General features: G+C 63.1%; 23 protein-coding genes. 7 read left to right on the top strand and 16 right to left on the bottom strand.

Translation table 11 applies throughout. The features are described from left to right. Positions 1-27 precede the first annotated feature (27 nt). The 3 genes from V1294_RS07790 to V1294_RS07780 all read right to left on the bottom strand — a co-directional run bounded on the left by V1294_RS07790 (position 28) and on the right by V1294_RS07780 (position 1781). A complete protein-coding gene (locus V1294_RS07790; RefSeq protein WP_334476992.1) occupies positions 28-402 on the bottom strand; it encodes a CsbD family protein in 375 nt (124 codons plus the stop codon). A gap of 91 nt (positions 403-493) precedes the next feature. Continuing rightward, positions 494-1228 carry an SDR family NAD(P)-dependent oxidoreductase gene (locus V1294_RS07785; protein ID WP_334496174.1) on the bottom strand — a complete coding sequence of 245 codons (735 nt, stop codon included), beginning with the start codon at positions 1226-1228 and terminating at the stop codon, positions 494-496. A gap of 34 nt (positions 1229-1262) precedes the next feature. Then, positions 1263-1781: a GNAT family N-acetyltransferase gene (locus V1294_RS07780; RefSeq protein ID WP_334496172.1), complete on the bottom strand. Its 519-nt coding sequence runs from the start codon at positions 1779-1781 to the stop codon at positions 1263-1265. Between the two features lie 84 nt (positions 1782-1865). Here V1294_RS07780 and V1294_RS07775 point away from each other — a divergent pair, with 84 nt between their 5' ends. Then, positions 1866-2645: an SDR family NAD(P)-dependent oxidoreductase gene (locus tag V1294_RS07775; protein ID WP_334496170.1), complete on the top strand. Its 780-nt coding sequence runs from the start codon at positions 1866-1868 to the stop codon at positions 2643-2645. Positions 2646-2743: 98 nt separating this feature from the next. Next, positions 2744-3631, top strand: a complete 888-nt coding sequence (locus tag V1294_RS07770) for a TauD/TfdA dioxygenase family protein (protein WP_334496168.1) — start codon at positions 2744-2746, stop codon at positions 3629-3631. Positions 3632-3773: 142 nt separating this feature from the next. On the opposite strand, the gene V1294_RS07765 is transcribed toward V1294_RS07770, so the two are convergent. After that, positions 3774-4424: a YqgE/AlgH family protein gene (locus V1294_RS07765; RefSeq protein ID WP_334496166.1), complete on the bottom strand. Its 651-nt coding sequence runs from the start codon at positions 4422-4424 to the stop codon at positions 3774-3776. A 135-nt stretch (positions 4425-4559) separates the two neighbouring features. Here V1294_RS07765 and V1294_RS07760 point away from each other — a divergent pair, with 135 nt between their 5' ends. The 3 genes from V1294_RS07760 to V1294_RS07750 all read left to right on the top strand — a co-directional run bounded on the left by V1294_RS07760 (position 4560) and on the right by V1294_RS07750 (position 8062). Beyond that, positions 4560-5396, top strand: coding sequence for a protein-disulfide reductase DsbD domain-containing protein (locus V1294_RS07760; protein WP_334476983.1), 837 nt, complete (start codon positions 4560-4562; stop codon positions 5394-5396). Between the two features lie 195 nt (positions 5397-5591). Continuing rightward, positions 5592-6950 (top strand): oligosaccharide flippase family protein, encoded by a 1359-nt coding sequence (locus tag V1294_RS07755; protein WP_334496165.1) that lies wholly within the window; start codon positions 5592-5594, stop codon positions 6948-6950. A gap of 281 nt (positions 6951-7231) precedes the next feature. After that, positions 7232-8062: a sulfite exporter TauE/SafE family protein gene (locus V1294_RS07750; RefSeq protein ID WP_334496163.1), complete on the top strand. Its 831-nt coding sequence runs from the start codon at positions 7232-7234 to the stop codon at positions 8060-8062. Between the two features lie 38 nt (positions 8063-8100). On the opposite strand, the gene V1294_RS07745 is transcribed toward V1294_RS07750, so the two are convergent. The 12 genes from V1294_RS07745 to cysG form a co-directional block, all read right to left on the bottom strand. Beyond that, positions 8101-8889: a 3-hydroxybutyrate dehydrogenase gene (locus V1294_RS07745; protein WP_334476977.1), complete on the bottom strand. Its 789-nt coding sequence runs from the start codon at positions 8887-8889 to the stop codon at positions 8101-8103. Between the two features lie 6 nt (positions 8890-8895). Continuing rightward, a complete protein-coding gene (locus V1294_RS07740) occupies positions 8896-10071 on the bottom strand; it encodes a DUF3734 domain-containing protein (RefSeq protein WP_108514264.1) in 1176 nt (391 codons plus the stop codon). A gap of 137 nt (positions 10072-10208) precedes the next feature. Next, positions 10209-10706, bottom strand: coding sequence for a CAP domain-containing protein (locus tag V1294_RS07735; protein WP_334496161.1), 498 nt, complete (start codon positions 10704-10706; stop codon positions 10209-10211). A gap of 197 nt (positions 10707-10903) precedes the next feature. Beyond that, positions 10904-11953 carry a sulfate/molybdate ABC transporter ATP-binding protein gene (locus V1294_RS07730; RefSeq protein ID WP_334476971.1) on the bottom strand — a complete coding sequence of 350 codons (1050 nt, stop codon included), beginning with the start codon at positions 11951-11953 and terminating at the stop codon, positions 10904-10906. Further along, positions 11943-12941, bottom strand: coding sequence for a sulfate ABC transporter permease subunit CysW (cysW, locus tag V1294_RS07725; RefSeq protein WP_334476970.1), 999 nt, complete (start codon positions 12939-12941; stop codon positions 11943-11945). Before cysW ends, V1294_RS07730 begins: the two co-directional genes overlap by 11 nt. Before the next feature lie 10 nt (positions 12942-12951). Further along, on the bottom strand, positions 12952-13758 hold the full coding sequence (cysT, locus tag V1294_RS07720) for a sulfate ABC transporter permease subunit CysT (protein WP_334489473.1): 807 nt from the start codon (positions 13756-13758) through the stop codon (positions 12952-12954). A 69-nt stretch (positions 13759-13827) separates the two neighbouring features. After that, positions 13828-14817: a sulfate ABC transporter substrate-binding protein gene (locus V1294_RS07715; protein WP_334496160.1), complete on the bottom strand. Its 990-nt coding sequence runs from the start codon at positions 14815-14817 to the stop codon at positions 13828-13830. A gap of 121 nt (positions 14818-14938) precedes the next feature. Next, positions 14939-15664 (bottom strand): phosphoadenylyl-sulfate reductase, encoded by a 726-nt coding sequence (locus V1294_RS07710; RefSeq protein ID WP_334504549.1) that lies wholly within the window; start codon positions 15662-15664, stop codon positions 14939-14941. Between the two features lie 2 nt (positions 15665-15666). Further along, on the bottom strand, positions 15667-16182 hold the full coding sequence (locus V1294_RS07705) for a DUF934 domain-containing protein (protein WP_334476966.1): 516 nt from the start codon (positions 16180-16182) through the stop codon (positions 15667-15669). Continuing rightward, positions 16169-17824 carry a nitrite/sulfite reductase gene (locus V1294_RS07700; protein ID WP_334496159.1) on the bottom strand — a complete coding sequence of 552 codons (1656 nt, stop codon included), beginning with the start codon at positions 17822-17824 and terminating at the stop codon, positions 16169-16171. Before V1294_RS07700 ends, V1294_RS07705 begins: the two co-directional genes overlap by 14 nt. A gap of 25 nt (positions 17825-17849) precedes the next feature. Beyond that, entirely contained in the window at positions 17850-18161 is a 312-nt protein-coding gene (locus V1294_RS07695) for a DUF2849 domain-containing protein (protein WP_108514273.1), read from the bottom strand. Continuing rightward, a complete protein-coding gene (gene cysG / locus V1294_RS07690; protein ID WP_334496157.1) occupies positions 18158-19594 on the bottom strand; it encodes a siroheme synthase CysG in 1437 nt (478 codons plus the stop codon). Before cysG ends, V1294_RS07695 begins: the two co-directional genes overlap by 4 nt. Before the next feature lie 254 nt (positions 19595-19848). Between cysG and cysD the strand changes: the two genes are divergently transcribed. Together cysD and cysC are read left to right on the top strand one after the other, a co-directional pair. Then, the gene (cysD, locus tag V1294_RS07685; protein WP_334489468.1) at positions 19849-20643 is read left to right on the top strand and encodes a sulfate adenylyltransferase subunit CysD; all 795 of its coding nucleotides are present in this window, start codon (positions 19849-19851) and stop codon (positions 20641-20643) included. A 24-nt stretch (positions 20644-20667) separates the two neighbouring features. Then, positions 20668-22605 (top strand): adenylyl-sulfate kinase, encoded by a 1938-nt coding sequence (cysC, locus tag V1294_RS07680; RefSeq protein ID WP_334496155.1) that lies wholly within the window; start codon positions 20668-20670, stop codon positions 22603-22605. Positions 22606-22661: the final 56 nt, after the last annotated feature.

The following is a 22661-nucleotide window of genomic DNA, read 5'->3' as shown; positions in this document are numbered from 1 at the left end:
TCGCCCGGCAAACCAATGAAGACCGTTCTATCCGTAATAGCGCCAGCGCGGCGGCGGACGGCGCGGCGGGCGTGTCATCAACAGTGCCAGCGCAAATCCAATTCCACCTGCGACCAACAGCGCGCCGAGCGGATTTTCCCGCACGGTCTTCGCCACCGCTTGCTGACTGCTGCGAACGGTGTCGCCGCTGTTTTCATAGGCGTCCTTGGCATAGTTGACGGCGGCGTCGGTGGCGTCGCGGGCCGCATCCTTGGCCTGGCCGTAGAGATTTTGCACCGTGCCGGCTGCCTCGCGCGCGCGGCCTTCGGCTTGTGTCTTCGCATCGCCAGCCATGTCCCCGACAGTGCTTTCGACCTTACCCGCAAAATCCTGGGCCGAGCCGGCAATCCGATCCTTGTCCATCGCGATTACTCCTGCTTTTCAGAGGAAGTAACCGGCGAGATCCGTTCGGGTTCCTAAAGCGCTCGAAATGCCCCGGTTCAGAACGCCTGGCTCAAAGTATAAGCCCGCCATCTACCACGATGGTCTGGCCGATGATGTAGGACGAAAGCGGCGAGGCCAGGAACAGTGCCGCACCGGCCATGTCGGCGGGCGTACCGAGCCGCTTCAGCGGGATCCGCTCCAGCGCGCCTTCGAGGCGTTTCGGATTTGATGTCGTCGCCTTGGTCATCTTGGTGTCGACCAGGCCGGGCGCGATGCCGTTGACGCGGATGCCGTTCTCGGCCCACGCCTCGCCGAGCGTGCGCGTCAAGCCCATCGCGCCGGTCTTCGAGGCGTTGTACGCCGGATTACCCATGGTGGAATGATAGGCGGCGGTCGAACTGACAATGATGAGCGAGCCTTGGCTGGCGCTCAGCATCGCGTGAAATTTGGTCGCGCACGCCATCAGGCTCATCAAATTGACCTCCAGCACCTTGCGAAAGCCATCCATTTCGAATTCGCCGCGGCGGTAGATCACCGCGCCCTGCGCCAGCACCAGCACGTCGAGTTTTGCAAATGGCGGCTTCAAGGCTTCGATCGCCTTCGGGTCGCTGACGTCGAGCCGGAGGTAATTGAGACCTTCGAGATGTGATCCTTCGTCAGGCGAATAGTCCGCTGCACTTGCGCGGGTACCGCAGACGGCGACACGCGCGCCCTTGGCGCGGAAGGCCTGCGCGATGCCGTTACCGATGCCGCTGGAGCCGCCGACCACCAGCACCTGCCTGCCGCTGAAATCCAGTTCGTTCATCGCTCGCGATCCTTCTTTGTCGATTTGTTGGGCTCTAGTTCAGGCCTTCGCCGAGGTAATTGACCATCAGGACACGATCGTAATATCGCCCGTCCCGCTTGAGACCCCTCTTTTCATAGCCGTACTCGACAAAGCCCGAGGCGCTGTAAAGCCGGCGCGCGTCGTCGTTCTCGCTTACCACGGTCAGTTGAATCATCTCGACGCGTTCGCGTGCATGGTTGAGAACCGCCGCGACAAGCTTCTTCCCAAGCCCTAGATTTCTTGCGGTGTTTCGCACGTACATGCCCCAAAGCGTCGCCTTATGCGCTTGCTTCGAACCTTCCTGCGCAGCATATGCCGCCACGCCCGCAAGCGTCCCATCGAGGAAAGCGCCGAAGACGTCGGCGCGGCCAAGGACGGCTTCGAACCACGACTGCGGCTGCGCGTTTTCCTTCTCAAACGTGCTGCCGAATGCTTCGGGACTTATCCGAAGACCTTCCAGCCGGATCTCCCTGTACAGGGCAGCATCCGAAGGCTCCAGGCGTCGGATCTGCAGGTCACGAATAGTGGTCATGTTTGCATCTCGCTCGGCGTCGTTTGACCTGTCTGCGGATCGGTGCCAGCCTTGTCAATCCTGCACCTTCCGTCCGGACCCATCATGTCAGACTTCAAACGGCTCAGCCGCTCGGTCAAAGGCCTGACCGTCCTCGTCACCGGCGCCGCGAGCGGCATGGGCCGCGCCACCGCGCGGGTGTTCGCCACCGACGGCGCCAACGTCGCCGTCACCGACATCAGCGCCGAGGCCACGCAGGCCGTGGCCGGTGAGATCGCGGCAAGCGGCGGCGCCGCAAAAGCGTGGACGCTCGACGTCGCCGACCGCTACAACATCACCGCCGTCGTCAACGAGGTCGCGGCGCATTTCGGCGGGCTCGATATCGTCGTCAACAATGCCGGCATCTCGGTGCGCGTCGCAATCGACGACGAGGGCTATGACGAGGCCTGGGCAAAAGGGTTGGCGGTGATGCTGACCGCGCATCAACGCATCATCCGCGCCGCGTTACCCTATTTGCGCAAATCGAAATCGCCGCGGATCGTCAATATCGCCTCCACCGAGGCGCTCGGCGCCACCGCATTGCACAGCCCCTACTCCGCCGCCAAGGCCGGCGTCGTCGGCCTGACCCGTTCGCTTGCGGTCGAGCTCGGCCGCGACGGCATCACGGTGAACTGCATCTGTCCGGGGCCGATCCTCACCGGCATGACCGCGTGGATCGCCGCCGAGCACAAGGCGATCTACGCCAAGCGCCGCACCGCCCTCGGCCGCTACGGCGACCCCGAGGAAGTCGCGCACATGACGCTGAGCCTGTGCCTGCCGGCGGCCTCGTTCCTGACCGGCGCCGTGATTCCCGTGGACGGCGGGTTGATGGCGAGAAACGCGTAGCGGGCATGCGCCCGCAGCGTTGACTTGGACACGTCCGGGAGTAATTTTTCACTCAAACGAAGCGGGTTAACCCGCCCGCCGCATTCAGGAGAGACGCCATGACGGTCACGATCCGGCAGCTTCATCCGCATTTTTTCGGCGAGGTTTCGGGCGTTGATCTGCGTAATCCCCTCACCCCGCAGGAAGCGGCCGATATCGAAGCCGGCATGGACAAATACGCCGTGCTGCTGTTTCGCAACCAGGACATCACGGACGAACAGCAACTGGCCTTCGCACTGAATTTCGGCGAGCGCGAGAAGGCACGGGGCGGCACCATCACCAAGAAGGAAGACTACCGCCTGACGTCGGGGCTGAATGACGTGTCCAACCTCGGCAAGGACGGCAAGCCGCTGCCGAAGGATCACCGCACCCATCTGTTCAATCTCGGAAATTGCCTGTGGCATTCCGACAGCTCGTTCCGCCCGATTCCGGCAAAGTTTTCGCTGCTGTCGGCGCGGGTGGTGAACCCCAAGGGCGGCAACACCGAATTCGCCGACATGCGCGCGGCCTATGACGCGCTCGACGACGACACCAAGGCCGAGATCGAGGACATGATCTGCGAGCACTCGCTGATGTATTCGCGCGGCTCGCTCGGCTTCCTGGATTACAGCGACGAAGAGAAAGCGATGTTCAAGCCGGTATTGCAGCGCTTGGTGCGGACGCATCCGGTGCACCGCCGCAAATCGCTGTATCTGTCATCGCATGCCGGCGCCATCAAAGGCATGAGCATGCCCGAGGCTCGGCTGTTGCTGCGCGACCTCACCGAGCACGCCACGCAGCCGGAATTCGTCCACGTCCACAAATGGACCGTGCATGACCTCGTGATGTGGGACAACCGCCAGACCATGCACCGCGTCCGCCGCTACGACCAGTCGCAGCCCCGCGACATGCGGCGTGCGACCGTTGCGGGGACCGAACCGACGGTGCAGCAGCAGGCGGCGGAGTAGATTGGCACAGAACCATCGTCGTCGCTGCGCACGCAGCCGTAGGGTGGGCAAAGCGAAGCGTGCCCACCATCCAAGAACCGGCATGTTGATAGATGGTGGGCACGGCGCAAGCGCGCCTTTGCCCACCCTACTAATCGGGAGCCTACGCGTGCCCGGCCTCGTTCGACAGCATGCCGGGGTCGATGCCGATTTTGCGCAGCGCGCGCAGGTATTTGTCGTCGACGTCGTCGCCGAAGATCAAATCCGGGTCAGCGTCGCAATGCAGCCAGCCATTGTGCTGGATCTCGTTCTCGAGCTGGCCCGGCGCCCAGCCGGCATAGCCCAGCGCCAGGATCGCGTGCTTCGGCCCGGTGCCCTTGGCGATCGCCTTGAGGATGTCCACCGTCGCGGTCAGGCAGATGCCCTCGTCGATATTGAGCGTCGCATCCTTGATGAAGAAATCGCTCGAATGCAGCACGAAGCCGCGGCCGGTATCGACCGGGCCGCCCTTCAGCACCTGCATGGTCTCGGCGGTTTCCGGCAGCTTGATCTGGTCGGCCTTCTGGATGATGTCGAGCTGCACCAATAGGCCGGGAAAATCGATGCTGCCGGCCGGGCGGTTGACGATGATGCCCATCGCCCCTTCCGAGGAATGCGCGCACATGTAGATGACGGAGCGCTCGAACCGCGGATCGCCCATGACCGGCATGGCGATCAGCAGCCGGCCGTCCAGGTAGCCCTCGCCGGACGAATTGTCGCCAATACCGGCGGCTTTGCGGCGAACGGGCTTCGGTGTCTTGCCTTCAGGGCTCATCCGCAAAGGCCTCTCTTGCTGACTCATATCCTGATATCGGGTGCGGTTTCTGTCAATCAAGCTTCCGGCATCATTCGGCGGCCGATCACACGCAATTCAATGGTTTGCGCCGCAACTTGCCTGTAAAGACGTCCCATGATCGTGATGGTTCCCCTGCGCGCCGCGCTCGGCGTCGCCGCTTTGTGTGTTGCGTGTGCGACGTCGGAGGTTCGCGCCGAGGATGCCTCGCCGTGGCAACGCGACGCGCATTCCGCGGTGCGGCTGCTGGCGGGATCGCGCAGCGGCCCGGTGCTGCTCGGCGGCGTAGCCATCCAGTTGCAGCCCGGATGGAAGACCTATTGGCGGACGCCCGGCGATTCCGGCGTCCCGCCCCGCTTCGATTTCTCAAAATCGGATAATGTCGAAGCCGTGACCGTGCTGTGGCCGGCACCGAAGAAGTTTGACGACGGCGCCGGCGGCACCGCGCTGGGATACAAGCAGCAGGTCGTGCTGCCGTTGCGGATCGTCGCCAAGAATGCCGACAAGCCGGTGACGTTGCGCGCCCACATCAATTATGCCGTCTGCGACAAGCTCTGCATTCCGGTCGAAGCCCATGCCGAACTCGCCTTTGCCAGCGTGGCAAGCACCGAGGACGGCAACCTGTCCGATGCGCTCAATACCGTGCCGAAGCCCGCCAATGTCGGCGACCCAAATCCGCTGACCATCCGCGACGTCAAGCGCGAGGGAAAGAACAACGTGCTGGTCGACGTCACCGCGCCCGAAGCCAAGGAGGTCAGCCTGTTCGTCGAGGGGCCGACGCCGGACTGGGCGCTGCCGGTTCCCAGGCTCGTCGAGCAAAGCCCGCCCGGCGTCAAACGCTTTGCCTTCGAACTCGACGGCCTGCCGCCCGGCGCCAGCGCTGACGGCGCCGCGCTCAAGCTGACGCTGGTCGGCGGCGACCGGGCCTATGAGTTCAACGTCAGTTTGAATTGAGCCGCAGGGTCATTCCGGGGCGCACGCAGCGCGAACCCGGAATCTCGAGATTCCGGGTTCGATGCTGCGCATCGCCCCGGAATGACTGAGGCAAAGAAGCCCATCCCACCCAACCGAATCTTAACGAATGGTTGATACATCCAACCATCGCCGCCGCCTCGCGGCGCGTTTCGGGAATGCACTCTTGTGGCCGTGATGGATACGCAATCCGCAACCGCCTCGCCTGACGGCGTGATCGCGCGCCTGCGCGCGCTGCTTGGCGGCTCCAGCGAGGCCTCTGTCACCAGACGGCTGGCCGGCACCATCTTCATCATCCGCGTCTTCAGCGCAGCGCTCGCCTATTTCGCGCAGATCCTGCTGGCGCGCTGGATGGGCGGCTCGGATTACGGCGTCTATGTCTATGTCTGGACCTGGGTGCTGCTGCTCGGCAGCATGATGGATTTCGGCATCTCGGCATCCGCGCAGAAGATCATTCCGGAGTATCGAACCCGCGGCGAACATGCCCTGCTGCGCGGCTTCCTCTCCGGCAGCCGCTGGATCACGTTCGCCGTCTCCTCCATCGTCTCGCTGCTGCTGGCGGGCGTGGTGAAGGGATTGTCGCCCTGGATCGACGCCAACGCGATCGTTCCCCTCTATATCGGCTGCCTGACGCTGCCGGCGTTTGTCGTCGCCAACACCCAGGACGGCATCGCCCGCTCGCACGACTGGATGCGGCTCGGCCTGATGCCGCAATTCATCGTGCGGCAGTCGCTGATCATCGGCTTGACCGCCGGCGCCTTCGTGCTCGGCTTCAATCTCGGCGCTACAGCTGCGATGTGGGCTAGCACTGCTGCGGTATGGATCGCGATGATCGGCCAGATGATCGTGCTGAACCGCAGGCTCGGCGGCCACATCGCGCCTGGCCCCAAGGCCTATGATTTCCGCGGCTGGCTCGCGGTCTCGCTGCCGATCCTGATGGTCGAGGGATTTTACCTGCTGCTGTCCTACACCGACGTGCTGGTGCTGCAGCAATTCCGCTCCTCCGAAGAAGTCGGCGTCTATTTCGCCGTGGTGAAGACGCTGGCGCTGGTTTCCTTCATTCACTATGCGATGGCGGCGACGACGGCGCATCGCTTTGCCGAGTATCACGCGCTAGGCGACAAGCCGCGGCTGTCGGCCTATGTGGCGCATGCGATCCAGTGGACGTTCTGGCCATCGCTGGCCGCGACCATTTTGCTGCTGGCGCTGGGCAAGCCGCTGCTGTGGCTGTTCGGCCCGCAATTCGTGGTGGGCTACGACATCATGTTCATTGCCGCTGTTGGCCTCGTGGTGCGATCCGCCATCGGCCCGGTCGAGCGGCTGCTCAACATGCTCGGCCATCAGCATATCTGCGCGCTGGCCTATGCGCTCGCCTTCGCCATGAACCTCGTGCTGTGCGTGATGCTGGTGCCGCGCTTCGGCGGCCATGGTGCTGCGGCCGCGACGTCGATCTCGCTGGCGTTCGAGACGGTGCTGCTGTTCTGGATCGTGCGCCGGCGGCTCGGACTGCACGTGCTGGCGTTCGGCAAACGCTGATCCGGGCAGCCGAACTGGCATTGATGTGCGGCGCACTGGCGCCAGCCTGCCCCCTGGAAACAGACGATCCCGAGTGCGCTGGCCGCTGGCGCCTGAACGGTTGCCTCATGTGAGGCGGCAGGACGTCGTTATCGTCAGGCGCTGGCATAATGGGGAAAAAAACCAGCGAACTCCGATGTGCGCAAGAAACATTCTTATTTCAGTCAAACCGGCACGATTGTTAGGCCCCCTGCGGCGGCGCTGCTATATGTCGAGCATGCAAATGGAACTATCTCCCCGATATGATTGATCCCCTCTACGTGGCGTCCGGATTCGGCGTCGGCCTGCTGGTCGGGATGACGGGCGTCGGCGGCGGCTCGCTGATGACGCCATTGTTGATCCTGCTGTTCGGCATCCATCCGTCGACCGCCGTGGGCACCGACCTGCTCTATGCCGCGGCGACCAAGACCGGCGGCAGCCTGGTGCATGGCTGGTCTCAGAGCATTCACTGGCCGGCGGTGATACGTCTCGCCAGCGGCAGCATCCCGGCCAGCTTCGTCACCTTGCTCGTGCTGTGGCAGCTCGAACTCAAAGGGGATTCCGCGCGCAGCCTGGTCAATCTGGTGCTGTGCTTTGCGCTCATCCTCACGGCGACGTCGTTGATCTTCCGCAAGGCGATCATGGATCGATACCGCCAGCGCATGGAACGGCTCGGCGCCTCGACGACCGGCAACGCGACTGTGCTGGTCGGCGTGGCGCTCGGTGTACTGGTTTCGATTTCGTCGGTCGGTGCCGGCGCGGTCGGCGTCACCGCGCTGTTGCTGCTCTATCCGCGCCTGCCGATGGCAAGCATCGTCGGCTCCGACATTGCACACGCCGTGCCGCTGACGCTGGTCGCCGGCATAGGCCACTGGGCGCTGGGCTCGGTCGATTGGGCGCTGATGGGTGTGCTGCTGATAGGCTCGCTGCCCGGCATCGTGATCGGCAGTTACTGTGCGGTTCGCGTACCGGAGACGGTGCTGAGGCTGGTGCTGGCCTTGGTTCTGATTCTGGTCGCCAGCAAGCTTGGCTTCAGTGAACTGCACCTCTCGGCCGAAAGTGTCGCGGCCGTTGCCGGGAGCGCCACCCATTAGGATTGTGGCTGTGCGCTCCCGGGAGCCGCTCGCAATTCCTACTCCGCGGTCCAGCCGCCGTCGATGGAGTAGTTGGACCCGGTGATTTGGGCTGCATCGTCGCTGCACAGGAACAGCGCCAGCGCAGCAACCTGCTCTGACGTCACGAACTCCTTGGTCGGCTGGGCGTCAAGAAGCACGTCCTTGATGACCTGCTCCTTGGTCATGTTGCGCGCCTTCATGGTCTCGGGGATCTGGTGCTCGACCAGCGGCGTCCAGACATAGCCCGGGCTGATGCAGTTGCAGGTGATCTTGAAGGTCGCAACCTCCAGCGCCACCGTTTTTGTCAGCCCGGCGATGCCGTGCTTGGCCGAGACATAGGCCGACTTGAATGGCGAAGCCACCAGCGAATGCGCGGAAGCGGTGTTGATGATGCGGCCCCAGCCGCGCTTCTTCATGCCGGGTACGGCGGCGCGGATGGCATGAAATGCCGATGACAGATTGATTGCAATGATCGCGTCCCATTTCTCGATCGGAAACTCCTCGATCGGGGCGACGAACTGGATGCCGGCATTGTTGACGAGGATATCGACCGAGCCGAAGGTCTTCTCGCCGAGCGCGACCATTTCGGCGATTTCGGCGGGCTTGGTCATGTCGGCAGGCGAATGCACCGCGCGGACTTTGAAATCGGTCTCGATGCCGGAACGCTCGCGCTCGATATCGGCCGGGACGCCCATGCCATTGAGAACGATATTGGCGCCGGCGCCGGCGAAAGCGCGCGCATAAGCCAATCCGATGCCGCTGGTCGAGCCGGTCACGACGGCGGTTTTGCCCTTTAACGTACCCATATCAATTCACTCCTGTTTGCCTTCGGCTGGGTTTGAGCCCTTCCCCGTGAGATCGTAAGTCGCCATGGTCTGCCCGGGTTGCGGCCGCTCCAGCCGTTCTTTGTTACGCATCGACAAATGCACATCGCGAACACCCGCTTCCCAATGTTCGACCATGGCGACATGCGAGAAGTCGTAGTCCTTGGAATTTGTCTCGTAATTCTTGCTCTTGTAGATCAGGTGCACGACCGTGACGGTGTTTTCCTTCGAGGCCTTGCGCAGAAATTCGACCGACGGATCGTTGTTCAAATGATCCGGCAATTTGCTGAGCAGATCGCGCACCGCCTTCCGCGCGTTGTGGATCTGCTTGTTCTTGTCGGTACTCGTGCGGGTGCGGCTGGAGTAACGGATGTCCTTTTCCCGCTCGGCGGCTTCGAGCAGCGACGTCGGCAGGTCGCCGCGCGCGCTGAACAGGTCGACCTGGAAGATCAGGAGATCGCGGTTGAACTCTTCTTCCAGCACGAAATCGAGCGGCGTGTTCGAGGCGATGCCGCCGTCCCAGTAATGCTCACCTTCGATGACAACGGACGGAAAACCGGGTGGCAGCGCGCCGGAGGCCATGACGTGCTCGGGGCCGATCTTCTTGCCGGCCTTCCTGAACTCGACATTGTCGAAATATCTGAAATTGCCCGAGGTGACGCCGACCGCGCCGACGCTGAACCTCATCTTCAGATCGTTGATGCGGTCGAAATCCACCAGCCGCTCGAGCGTTTTCTTCAGCGGCGCGGTGTCGTAATAGCTCTGCGACTGCGGGCTGCCGGGCGGCCACAACGGTGCAGGCGGAATCCGCGGCGTGAAGAAGCCGGGCACGCCGAAGGTCGCGATCAGCGCGGCTGAGGTTTCGTTGAACAGCGAGCGTGCGCGCTCACCTGGTGTCACCGGATTCCACGACACCGGAGATGACACCATCTCCCAGAATTCCTTCAAACGATCGACGCGCGTTTCCGGTCCGTTGCCGGCAATGATCGCGGCATTGATGGCGCCGATCGAAATGCCCGCGACCCATTCCGGCTCGAAACCCGAGCGACACAATGCCTGAAAGGCGCCGGCCTGATAGGAGCCGAGCGCGCCACCGCCTTGCAGCACCAGCACACGCTGCGCTTTGGCGGGCGTGGTGGCCGGCACAGAGTCGGAAAGATCCATCGTGAACCGTCGACTAGTGGACAAAGACAGTGGCACCGTGGCGACAGTTCGCCACCGCGTCAATCGGCGAGATCGAAGCAAGGATCACGCCGAGTTTACCGCCTCGTGAGGCATCGAAGCCCGTAACCGGACCTGCTTCAGGTTGATGCAAGGATGAGCGTCCAGAACACCTTGTATTTGGTGTTTGGAGCATAGGCCGCCGCGATGCCCAATTTTGTGACACCGTTCTTGAGCATATTGGCCTTGTGCGGCGGCGAGTCGCGCCAGCCGGAGAAGGCTTCCGCCAGGGTGTGATATCCGGCCGAGACATTTTCGACGGCGAGCTTCGCCGGATAGCCGGAGGCTCCCAGCCGCTTTTCCAGAGGGCCCTTCACATTGTGGTCCATCTTGTTGCGCGCCGCCATCGCCTGCGACTGCTGCTCGGCGAGCCTGGTCAGCTCCGGATCGACCACCACGGTGCCGAGGCCGTTGTTCTGGCGGTATTGCGAGATCATGATCGCCGCCGCGACCGGATCGAGCGTGGCGCCGGGTTGGGCCATGTCGAGATACATGGCTGGCTGATCCGGGATTTTGACGTCTGCCGAGCAGCCGGCAAGCAGCAAGAGCCCGATAATCGCGGTAGTCGCCCGTTTCACTGAAAGAATCCCCCAAAGAATCCCCGAAGGCTGGATGCGGCCGTTGTTGCATACCAACCGTGGCTGAATGGTGAACGGGGGAGCAAATCCGCGGTCATTCCGGGGCGCGAAGCGAACGATGGTGCGCAATTGCGCACCTGAGAATCTCGAGATTCCGGGTTCGATGCATGCGCATCGCCCCGGAATGACAGCCAACATCAATCCTGCGCGGCAAAGATCCGGTAACGGCGGGGCTGCAGGCCGATGATCTCGCCGGCCTGGAGTTCCCGGTCCCGGGGGGCGTCGATCTCGATCACGGTCTTGCCCTCACCGCCCGAGAGCGCGACCTCCGCCCGCTGGATCGGGCCGAACGAGCGGACATGGCGCACCGCGCCCTCCAGCGAGCCGGTTCCCGCCGGCCCGATCTGCATATCGTGGCGGCGGACGAACAGTTTTGAGGCGCCGGAGGCCGCGCCATCGGCGGCGATGTTGAGCGGCTGGCCGCCGAGCCGCACCGAACCGCCGAGAACCTCCACCGGCAGCACGATGGATTCACCGATGAAGCCATGGACGAAGGCGGTGGCGGGATTGTCGTAGACATCGCCCGGCGTCCCGATCTGCTCGATCCGGCCCTTGTCCATGACAACCACGCGGTTGGCGACTTCGAGCGCCTCTTCCTGGTCATGAGTGACGAAGATCGAGGTGACGTGAATTTCGGAATGCAGCGAGCGCAGCCATTGCCGCAGCTCCTTGCGCACCTTGGCATCGAGCGCGCCGAACGGTTCGTCGAGCAGCAGGATGCGCGGCTCGATCGCCAGCGCGCGGGCAAGCGCAATGCGCTGCCGCTGGCCGCCGGACAACTGGCTGGGATAGCGGTTGGCCAGCCAGTCGAGTTGCACTAGATCAAGCAATTCCTTGACGCGGGCGCGGATGGTGGCCTCGTCCTTGCGGATGGCGCGCGGCTGTACGCGCAGGCCAAAGGCGACGTTTTCGAACACCGTCATGTGGCGGAACAGCGCGTAATGTTGGAACACGAAGCCGACATGGCGCTCGCTGGCGCCGTGTCCCAGCGCATCCTCGCCGTCGATCCGCACCTCGCCGGCATCGGGCCAGTCGAGGCCTGCAATGATCCTCAACAGCGTCGTCTTGCCCGAACCGGACGGACCGAGCAGCGCCAGCAATTCGCCCTTGCCGACCTTCAGATCGACGTTATCCAGCGCAGCAAACGCGCCGAACTTCTTGACGATATTTTTGACTTCAATGGTCACTTGGATGGTCCCTTGAATAGTCGCTTGAATAGTCGCTTGGGCTTTGCCCTTCGTCCAGACGCTGTTCGAGCACGGTCTTTACGACCAGCGTGATCAGGGCCAGCATCGCCAAGAGCGAGGCGATCGCAAACGACGCCACGAATTGATACTCATTATAGAGAATTTCGACCAGCAGCGGCATGGTGTTGGTCTCGCCGCGGATATGGCCCGACACAACAGACACCGCGCCGAACTCGCCCATGGCGCGCGCGTTGCACAGCAGTACGCCATACAACAGGCCCCATTTGATATTGGGCAGAGTGACGCGGAAGAAGGTCTGCAGGCCTGACGCTCCGAGCGAGGTCGCCGCTTCCTCCTCCTGCGTGCCCTGCTCCTGCATCAAGGGGATCAGCGAGCGGGCGACAAACGGGAACGTCACGAAGATGGTGGCGAGCGCAATGCCCGGCACCGCGAACAGGATGTGGACGTTGTTCGCCTGCAGCCACGTGCCCCAATAGCCCTGCGCGCCGAACAGGAGCACGAAGACGAGACCCGAAATGACCGGGCTAACCGAGAACGGCAGGTCGATCAGCGTGATCAGAAAGGTCTTGCCGCGGAATTCGAATTTCGCGATCGCCCAGGCCGCGATCACGCCGAACACAAGGTTGAGAGTGACCGAGATCGCCGCAACCAGCAGCGTCAGCCTGATCGCCGAAAGCGCCTCCGGCTCGGCGAGCGCAGCAAAATAGGCGCTGATGCCTTTCGAAAAGGCCGATGCGAACACCACGACCAGCGGCAGCACGACAAAGACGGTGAGGAAGGTGACGGCAAGCGCGATGATGATAAAGCGGACGGGTGCCGGCTCGGTCCGCAGGTCTTTTGGTGAAGCAACCGCGCGTGCCCGGTCGCTCGCCTCGCGGTGCGACGGCGGGGAGATCGCGAGGTCCGCCGTCGACGTATAGGCCCTTAGCGGCGCCGCCGGAGTCACGAAGCTCGTTTGCGTCGACATCGTCAGGTCCTCAATGCGCGGGAATGCGGGTTTGCGCCCAGCGTTGCAGGCGATTGACGACGAGGATGATCAGGAACGAAGCCAGCAGCATGATGACGGCGATGGCCGTCGCATCGGCATAACGAAATTCGGATAACCTGATCACGATCAGGAGCGGCGCGATCTCCGACACGTTCGGCAGATTGCCGGCAATGAAAATGACCGAACCGTATTCACCGACGGCGCGCGCGAATGCCAGCGCAAACCCTGTCAGCAGCGCCGGAATAAGACTCGGCAGGATCACCCGGAACACCGTGTGCCAGCGGTTGGCCCCCAGGCTCGCGGCCGCCTCCTCGATTTCAGGATCGAGATCGATCAGCACCGGCTGAACCGTCCGCACCACGAACGGAATGCCGATGAAGACCATCGCAATGAAAATTCCGATCGGCGTGAATGCCACCTTGATGCCAAGTTCGGCGAGCGGCGCGCCGAGCCAGCCCTTTTGCGCGAACAATTGCGTCAGCGCCACGCCCGCGACCGCGGTCGGCAGCGCAAAGGGAATGTCGACAATGGCGTCGAACAGCCGCCGGCCCGGAAAGCGATACCGCACCAGCGCCCACACGATGATCGTCCCCATCACCAGATTGACGCAGGCTGCGGCAAACGAAAGGCCGAATGAAATTTTCAGCGCGTTCAAAGTGCGGCGGCTGGTGAGGATTTCCCAGAACTGTCCGGGCGAAAGCTCGAGCGTCTTGAGGAACAGGCCGGCGAGCGGGATGAGGATGATAACGGAGAGCCATGTCAGGGTCAGGCCCATGGTGAGCCCGAACCCGGGCAAGCTCGTCCGCCGTGCGACCGCTGTGCTCACAAATCCCCCTGCTTCCGCTTTGGCTGACTGTTGGCCAGATCAATTCTTGTAAATCTGGTCGAAAATGCCGCCTTCGCCGAAGTGATCCTTCTGCGCCTTGGTCCAACCACCAAAAACGTCGTCAATCGTGAAAAGTTCGACCTTGGCGAAGGATTTTTCGTACTCCCTCGCAATTTCCGAATCGCGCGGACGATAGGAATTGCGTGCGGCAATTTCCTGACCTTCCTTGGTATACCAATACTTCAGGTAGGCCTCGGCGACGGCGCGGGTGCCTTTTTTGTCGGCAACCTTGTCGACGACCGCGACCGGCGGCTCGGCGAGAATCGACAATGGCGGCGCGACGATCTCGAACTTGTCCTTGCCGAACTCGCGCTGCGCCAAGAACGCCTCGTTCTCCCACGCCAGCAGCACGTCGCCGACGCCGCGCTCGACGAAGGTCACCGTCGAGCCGCGCGCGCCGGTATCCAGCACCGGCACGTTCTTGAAGAGGTCGGCGACGAACTTCTTTGCCTTGTCGGCGGAGCCGAATTTCTTTTCCGCAAAGCCCCACGCCGCCAGATAATTCCAGCGCGCACCGCCCGAGGTCTTCGGGTTCGGCGTGATCACCTGCACGCCGGGCTTGATCAGATCGTCCCAATCCTTGATCGCCTTGGGATTACCCTTGCGCACCAGGAACACGATCGTTGACGTATAAGGCGACGCATTCAGCGACAGGCGCTTCTGCCAGTCCGGCGCCACCAGACCCTTGGCGGCGATGGCGTCGATGTCATAGGCCAGCGCCAGCGTGACCACGTCCGCCTGCAGGCCGTCGATCACCGCGCGCGCCTGCGAGCCCGAGCCGCCATGCGACTGCTTGATCTCGACGCTCTTGCCGGTTTCCTTCTGATAGGCCGCCGCGAACGCCTTGTTGAAATCGGCGTAGAGTTCGCGCGTCGGATCGTAGGACACGTTGAGCAGGGTATGATCGGCAGCGAAGGCCGAGCTCGCCCAGAGCAATCCGGCGACGAGCGGCAGAATGCGACGGATCATCGTTGATCTCCATTCGGCTTGATCAAACATATCATCAAACACGAAGGTATAAGTCGCGACGAAAGGCCGCTTCGTCAACGAAACCGCATTTCATTGTTTGCGGTTCCGCAGCCTCGTTGTCCTAAGAAGCCTTCGTCGTATGGATGCCGCATTCTCTCTTGGCCTGGCCGCGCCAGCGGCCGGCCCGCGCATCTTCACCGGGCGCCGTCCGGCTCGAGCAGGGCATGCATCCAACCGACAGATAGCCCGAGGCGACCAGCGGATGCGGAGGCAATTTTGCCATTTTGTAGATCGCTTCGATCTCTTCGCGTGAAACGTTGGCGAACGGGTTGAACTTCAGTTTCGCACCGTCGTCTTCGACAACGGGTATTTCGGCGCGCGCCCCACCCTGGAACCGCTTGCGTCCATTGATCCACGCCGCGAACGGCTTCAGCGCCCGCGCCAGCGGCTCCACTTTACGGATACGGCAGCAGGCGTCAGGATCGGAGAACCACAATTCGCGATCGGGATCCTGGCGTGACAGCGCCTCTTCCAGCGGCTTGATCGAGCGAACGTCACGAAGGCCGAGGGCTGCGATCAGCGTGTCGCGATAGGCGAGCGTCTCCTCAAACAGCCATCCGGTATCGAGGAAGATCACGGGAATGGCGGGATCGACATCTGCCATCACCTTGAGCAGCGCCGCCGATTCCGTGCCGAACGACGACACCAGTGCAAGCTGTTCGCGGCCGACGGTCTTCAGTGCAGTTTCAATAATTTCCGCCGGAGACGCATCGCGCAACGCGCGGTCGAGCGCCTGCGCCGGCGAAACATTCGCCGCATCCGTGGTCAGGGCCTGCTGTACGATCATGCTCACTGGCCGGCACTCTCCGAATGACGCAACTGCATCCGCCGATTGAGCGCGGTGACGCGGCCATCGCCGGTCGGCTGGTAGAACACCGAATAGCGTTTCATGGTCTCGGCGAAGGCATCGGCGTCGGCATCCTTCTTCACCTCGAACGCGTCGAAGCCGGCGCGCGACATGAACACGAACTGATCGCGCAGCACTTGGCCGGTGGCGCGCAATTCGCCGTCATAGCCGTGGCGTTCGCGCAACAGGCGCGCCTGGCTGTAAGCGCGGCCGTCGCGGAAGGACGGGAACACCAGCGCTACCGCGGCGAGACGATCGAGATATGGTACGAGATCGTCCAGATTTCGATTATTCGGCCAGATCACCCCAAGCTTGCCCGGGCGCCGCAGCATGGCTTCCGGATCTTCGAGAAACCGCGCCGCTGGAACGAGGATCGCTCCATCGCCCGGCAATTCGGCGCCTTCGGCAATATGGACGAACAGGTCGGTGGTAATTCTTCCGTTCTTAACGAGTGGCATAAACCCGCTCCTTGAATGGCTCGACGCCCAGACGCTTCACCGTATCGACGAACAGTTCCTCGGGACGGTCGCGCAGCGCGAGATAGGCTTCGACAATGTCTTCGATCACATCGGCAACTTCCGCATAGGGAACGGCCGGGCCGATCAGCGCGCCCATCTGCGCGTTCTCGTCGGCGCGGCCGCCGATCGTGATCTGGTAAAACTCCTCACCGTTCTTCTCGACGCCGAGAATACCGATGTGGCCGACATGGTGATGGCCGCAGGCGTTGATGCAGCCGGAGATGTTGATGTGCAGACGGCCGATCATCTCGGCGGTGTCATGATTGGCGAAACGCCGGGTCAGTTCCTGCGCGATCGGAATCGAGCGCGCATTGGCCAGCGAGCAGTAGTCCAGCCCCGGGCACGCGATGATGTCGGTGACCAGATTGACGTTCGGGGTAGCGAGCCCGATCCGGTCGAGCGCCTTCCATAGCTGCGGCAGGTCGCGCTTGGCGACATGGGGCAGCACCAGGTTCTGCTCGTGACCGACACGGATTTCGCCGAAGGAATACTTGTCGGCGAGATCGGCGACCGCATCCATCTGGTCGGCGGTGGCGTCGCCGGGCGGGCCGCCCACCGGCTTCAATGACAGCGTCACGATCGAATAGCCCTGCACCCTGTGCGGGGCCACAGAGTTCTTGCGCCAGCGCTCGAACAACGGATCATGCGCGGCCTGCTTCAGCTCGTCCGGCATGTGCGGCAGCTTCTCATAGACCGGATAGGAGAAACGCGAGCGCACTTCCTCAATGACGGAATGGTCGAGCGTCAGGGCGCTGTGACCCATCTGCTTCCATTCCTCATCGACCTCCTTGGCGAACTTTTCGATGCCGAGCTCATGCACCAGAATCTTGATGCGCGCCTTGTAGATGTTGTCGCGGCGGCCGTACTGGTTGTAGACGCGCAGGATCGCCTCGACGTAACTCAGGATATCGCGGCCGTGCACGAACGGCTTGATCGTCTTGCCGATGAACGGCGTGCGGCCGAGGCCGCCGCCGACCAGTACCTCGAAGCCGGTCTCGCCGTCGGCGTTCCTGTGCAGGCGCAGGCCGATGTCGTGGACCTTGATCGCGGCGCGGTCATGCTCGGACGCAGTGATCGCGATCTTGAACTTGCGCGGCAGGAACGAGAATTCCGGATGCAGCGTGGTGTGCTGGCGCAGGATTTCCGACCAGATACGGGGATCCTCGACCTCGCCCGGCGCGACGCCGGCCCACTGGTCCGAGGTGACGTTGCGCATGTTGTTGCCGGACGTCTGCATCGCGTGGATGCCGACCTCGGCGAGTTCAGCGAGCGCATCGGGCAGATCGGAAAGCTTGATCCAGTTGAACTGGATGTTCTGCCGGGTCGTGAAATGGCCGTAGCCGCGGTCGTAGCGGCGCGCGACGTGGGCGAGCCGCCGCAACTGCTTCGACGACAGCGTGCCGTAGGGAATGGCGACGCGGAACATGTAGGCGTGCAGTTGCAGATAGACGCCGTTCTGCAGCCGCAGCATCTTGAATTCATCCTCGGTGAGTTCGCCGGTGAGACGGCGCTTCACCTGGTCCCGGAATTCGGACACGCGTTCATTGATCAGCGTGCGATCGAGTTCGTCATATGCGTACATGATGGATCAGCCTTGATACGTCGTTTCAAGCCGGAAGCAGGTCAATGGTGAGACCCTTCGACCGGATGCGTTCGCGCAAATTGCCGGGTTTGATTTCGCCGCTGTCCTTGAGCTCGACTGGCGCGATATAGGCGCCGATCGCGCCGACGTCGTCGGCATTGGCTTCGTTGAGCAGCACCCGCGCCTCATCGGAAGTGTGGACGATCGCAGCGTCCGACAAGCTTGCCGACCAGCCCTGCTGCGCGGTGCGATAGATCACGATGCCATCCGAGGTGCGGTTGGCGGTCACCATCGAGGGGCCCGTGATCTTGATTTTTTGTTGAAGCGGAGAGGTCATTCAGCAGCATCCAGCAGTTTGGAGATGACTTGATTGAGGTTGGACTGGCGCCACGGCGCGGAATGCGCGACGACGTCGCCGATGATGAGGATGGCAGGACCGCCATCGATTTTTTCGACCAGCGCAGGAAGATTCTCGAGCGTGCCGACCACGGCCTGCGCATCCGCCCGCGTCACCCGCGCGAACACGCCGACGGGCGTTTGCGGCAACCGGCCGGCGGCCAAAAGACCCGCGCGCACCGACGGCGCGGCCGTCATGCCCATGTAGACCACGATGGTCATCTTCTTGTCGGTCAGCACCGACCAGTCGACCGTCTCGGCGTCCTTTGCCTTGTGCGCGGTCAGGAAAGTGATGCGCAGCGCTTCGTGACGGTAGGTCAGTGGCGCCTCGAACTGCGCGGCGGCACCGAGGCCTGCGGTAATGCCGGGCACCACCGAATAGGCGACGCCGGCTTCGCGCAGCACTTCGATCTCCTCGCCGCCGCGGCCGAAGATGAAGGGATCGCCGCCCTTCAGCCGCACCGCGCGCTGTCCTGCCTTCGCAGCATCAATCAGCAATTTGTTGATCGCATCCTGGCCGATGCCGGGTTTGCCGACACGGCGGCCGACCGGAATGCGCGCGGCGTCGCGGCGGATGCGATCGAGAATTTCCGGCGAGACCAGTTCGTCGTAGAAAACGATATCCGCATCCTGCAGCGCGCGCAGCGCCTTGATGGTGAGCAAATCCGGATCGCCCGGTCCGGCGCCGACCAGCGTCACACGGCCTTCCGCCTTGCCGTCCTTGCTCGCGCCGGCGAAGGCGGAGGGGTCGGCGATTTCGTTCAAGGCTTTTTCGGCCTCGTCCTTGCGGCCGGCGAGCACCAGTGCGCCGATCGGGCCGTCGATCACGCGCTCCCAGAAGCGGCGGCGCAACGGGAATTCGGGAATGCGCGCATGCATCGATTTGCGAAAGCTGCCGATGAAGGCGGCGAGATCGCCGATGCGTGCCGGCAGCACCGCTTCGATGCGCTCGCGCACGCGGCGCGCGACCACCGGCGACGCGCCGCCGGTGCCGACGGCGACGACGACGTCGCCGCGATCGACGATCGCGGGAAAGATGAAAGTGGAATGCGCGAGATCGTCCATCACATTGATGGGCAGCCCGACCGCTTTCGCGTGCGCCGACATCGCAACACCGATATCGCCGGCGCCGGCGCAAAGGATTGCGATCACGCCGGACAGATCGGAAGTGAGCGGATCGCCGGTGGCGCGTTCGATCCGGGCATCAACGGCCGCATCGAGCCCCGAAACGTCATGGCTGCCGTCGGTCGCATACCAGCGGACACTCGCTCCGGCTGACGCCAGCAGGCGCAACTTCGCGCGCACGAGTTCGCCGGCTCCGACGAGCAGCACCACGCCGCTTTGCAGATCGAGAAACACGGGCAGGAATCGCATGCGAAACTCGCTTCCCCCACTTCGGGGTTGACTGGAATTATTTTCTATATATGTGTCGTTCAACGCCCGCAAAGAGAAAATTATTTCTTCTCTATTGCGGCGCAACTTTAGAATTTTTCCACTCCGAAGTCCAAGGCCCAGAGATGCATCTTCTCGACAATGAATCCGGCGGACACGGGTTGCGGCCCGCAGCCTTCACCAAAGCATCATCCGTGCCGAAAATTTTGGCCGACGGACGGCTGCCGCCGCCCTCGATGGACCATCTCGACGAACTCGAGGCGCAGAGCATCTACATTCTCCGGGAGGCGTTCGCGCGGCTGAAGAAGCTCGCGTTGCTGTGGTCGCTGGGGAAAGATTCCAACGTGATGATCTGGCTGGCGCGCAAGGCCTTCTTCGGCCGCGTGCCGTTTCCGGCGCTTCACGTCGACACCGGCAAGAAATTTCCGGAGATGTATGCGTTCCGCGATCGCTTCGGCAAGGAATGGGAGCTCGATCTCAAGATCGAGCCCTGCCCGCCGATCGACGCCGTCGACCCGACCCTGCCGCCGGCCGCACGTTCCGCCGCGCGCAAGACCGAGGGGCTCAAATGGGCGCTGACCAAATATGGTTTCGACGGCTTGATCGCCGGCATTCGCCGCGATGAAGAAGCCACACGCGCCAAGGAGCGCGTGTTCTCGCCGCGTGGACTCGAAGGCGGCTGGGACGTGCGCGATCAGCCCCCGGAATTCTGGGACCAGTTCAACGCGTCGCCGCCAACAGGCGCGCATTTGCGCATCCATCCGATCCTGCATTGGACCGAAGCCGACATCTGGGCCTACACCAAGCGCGAGAACATTCCGATCATCCCGCTGTATCTGTCGAACGACGGCAAGCGCTATCGCTCGCTGGGTGACCAGGACATCACCAACCCGGTGGCTTCGACCGCTTCCAGCATCGATGAGATCCTGACCGAACTCGACGGCACCAAGGTGCCGGAGCGCGCCGGCCGCGCACTCGATCACGAAACCGAAGATGCATTCGAGCGGCTGCGTGTCGCCGGCTATCTCTGACAGACATTTGGTGTGAGCGTCGCAATGAACATGATCCTCCCCGCAAGCGTCTCGGCCACGCCGAACGGCACCACGTCGATGCCAAATGGCACGACGCGACCGCAGGTTCGCATCGTCATCGTCGGCCATGTCGATCACGGCAAATCCACCTTGGTCGGTCGCTTGCTGCATGAAACCGGCAGCCTTCCCGAAGGCAAGCTTGAAATGCTGAAGGCGGTCAGCGCGCGGCGCGGCATGCCGTTCGAATGGTCGTTCCTCCTGGACGCGCTGCAGACCGAGCGCGACCAGGGCATCACCATCGACACCACGCAGATCCGCTTCCGCACCCGCTCGCGCGACGTCGTGCTGATCGACGCGCCCGGCCATGCCGAATTCCTCCGCAACATGATCACCGGCGCCTCGCAGGCCGATGGCGCGGTGCTGATCATCGACGCGCTGGAAGGCGTGCGCGACCAGACCAGACGGCACGGCTATCTGCTGCATCTATTGGGCATCAAGCAGGTCGCGATCGTCGTCAACAAGATGGACCGCGTCGATTTCAGCGCGGATCGTTTCAAGGAAATCAGCGACGAGATTTCGGCGCACCTGATTGGCCTCGGCGTGACGCCCACAGCCGTGATTCCGATTTCCGCCCGCGACGGCGACGGCGTTGCCGAACACACGCCGCGGATCGGCTGGTATCAGGGACCGACCGTGGTCGAAGCGCTCGATGCGCTCGAACCGGCCCGGCCGCTGGAGCAACTGGCGCTGCGCTTGCCGGTGCAGGCGATCTATAAATTCGACGACCGCCGCATCGTGGCGGGTCGCATCGAATCCGGCAGCTTGAGCGCCGGCGATGAAATCGTCATCATGCCGGCCGGCAAGATTGCGAAGATCAAGTCCGTCGAGAGCTGGCCGGTGACGCCGCTCACGGGTAGCCATGGCGCCGGCCGTTCGGTCGGCATCACTCTCGACCGTGAATTGTTTATCGAACGCGGCGACGTCATCGCCCATGCCGGTGCCACCCCGCGCGACACAAGGCGGATTCGTGCCCGAATCTTCTGGCTGCACGACAAGCCGCTGTCGAAGGGCGATCAGATCCTGATCCGCCTCGGCACGCGGGAATCGCGCGCCAGTGTCGTCGCTATCGAGAAGGCAGTCGATCCCGGCGAACTCTCCAATGAGGAGACCAAGGCGATCGCGCGCAATCATGTTGGCGAAATCGATATTTCGCTGGCGCAGCCGATCGCGGCCGATCCCTATCAGGATAATCCGCGCACCGGGCGGCTGGTGATCGAGGTCAACGGCCGCATCGCCGGCGGCGGCCTCGTGCTGTCGGTCGACGCCGGACAGCGCGCCGTCCCGATCGACATCGTGCCGGTCGAAAGCGCATTGCGCCCCGAGGAACGCTCGGCGCGCTATCGCCACAACGGCGCGGTGATCTGGCTGACCGGCCTGCCGGGCTCGGGAAAATCGACGCTGGCGCGCGCGCTGGAGCGGCGACTGTTTTCGCGTGGCGGTTCGCCGATCCTGCTCGACGGCGACACCTTGCGCGCGGGCCTCAACGGCGATCTCGGCTTTTCGCCGCAAGACCGCACCGAAAACATCCGCCGCTTGGCGGAAGTCGCAACGCATCTGGCGCGCAACGGACACATTGCGGTTGTCGCCGCGGTGTCACCGTCGGCGGATGATCGCGCCGCCGCCCGCCGCATCGCCGACACGACGTTCCGCGAGATCTATGTCGCAACGCCGGCCGAGATCTGCGAGAGCCGTGACCCCAAGGGCCATTACGCCAAGGCGCGCGCCGGCACGCTGCAGGCCTTCACCGGGATCGGCAACGACTACCAGCCGCCGGCCCGCGCGGAGCTCAGCATCGACACCTCGGCCAAGACGGTTTCGGATGCGACCGACGAGATCGAGCGGATGCTGGCGGAAACCGGCATTCTGTTCGACGAATTGGTGGATCTGGCGGCCAATATCTAGGCCTTTTAGGCACTTCTCATCGACCCGGCTTTAGGGCTAAAAGGGCGGCCAACGCT

Origin of the sequence: Bradyrhizobium sp. AZCC 1678, assembly GCF_036924765.1 — a bacterium.
GTDB lineage: Bacteria > Pseudomonadota > Alphaproteobacteria > Rhizobiales > Xanthobacteraceae > Bradyrhizobium > Bradyrhizobium algeriense.
Note: the sequence above shows the minus strand (reverse complement) of the source record. Positions and strands in the feature narration are given on the sequence as shown.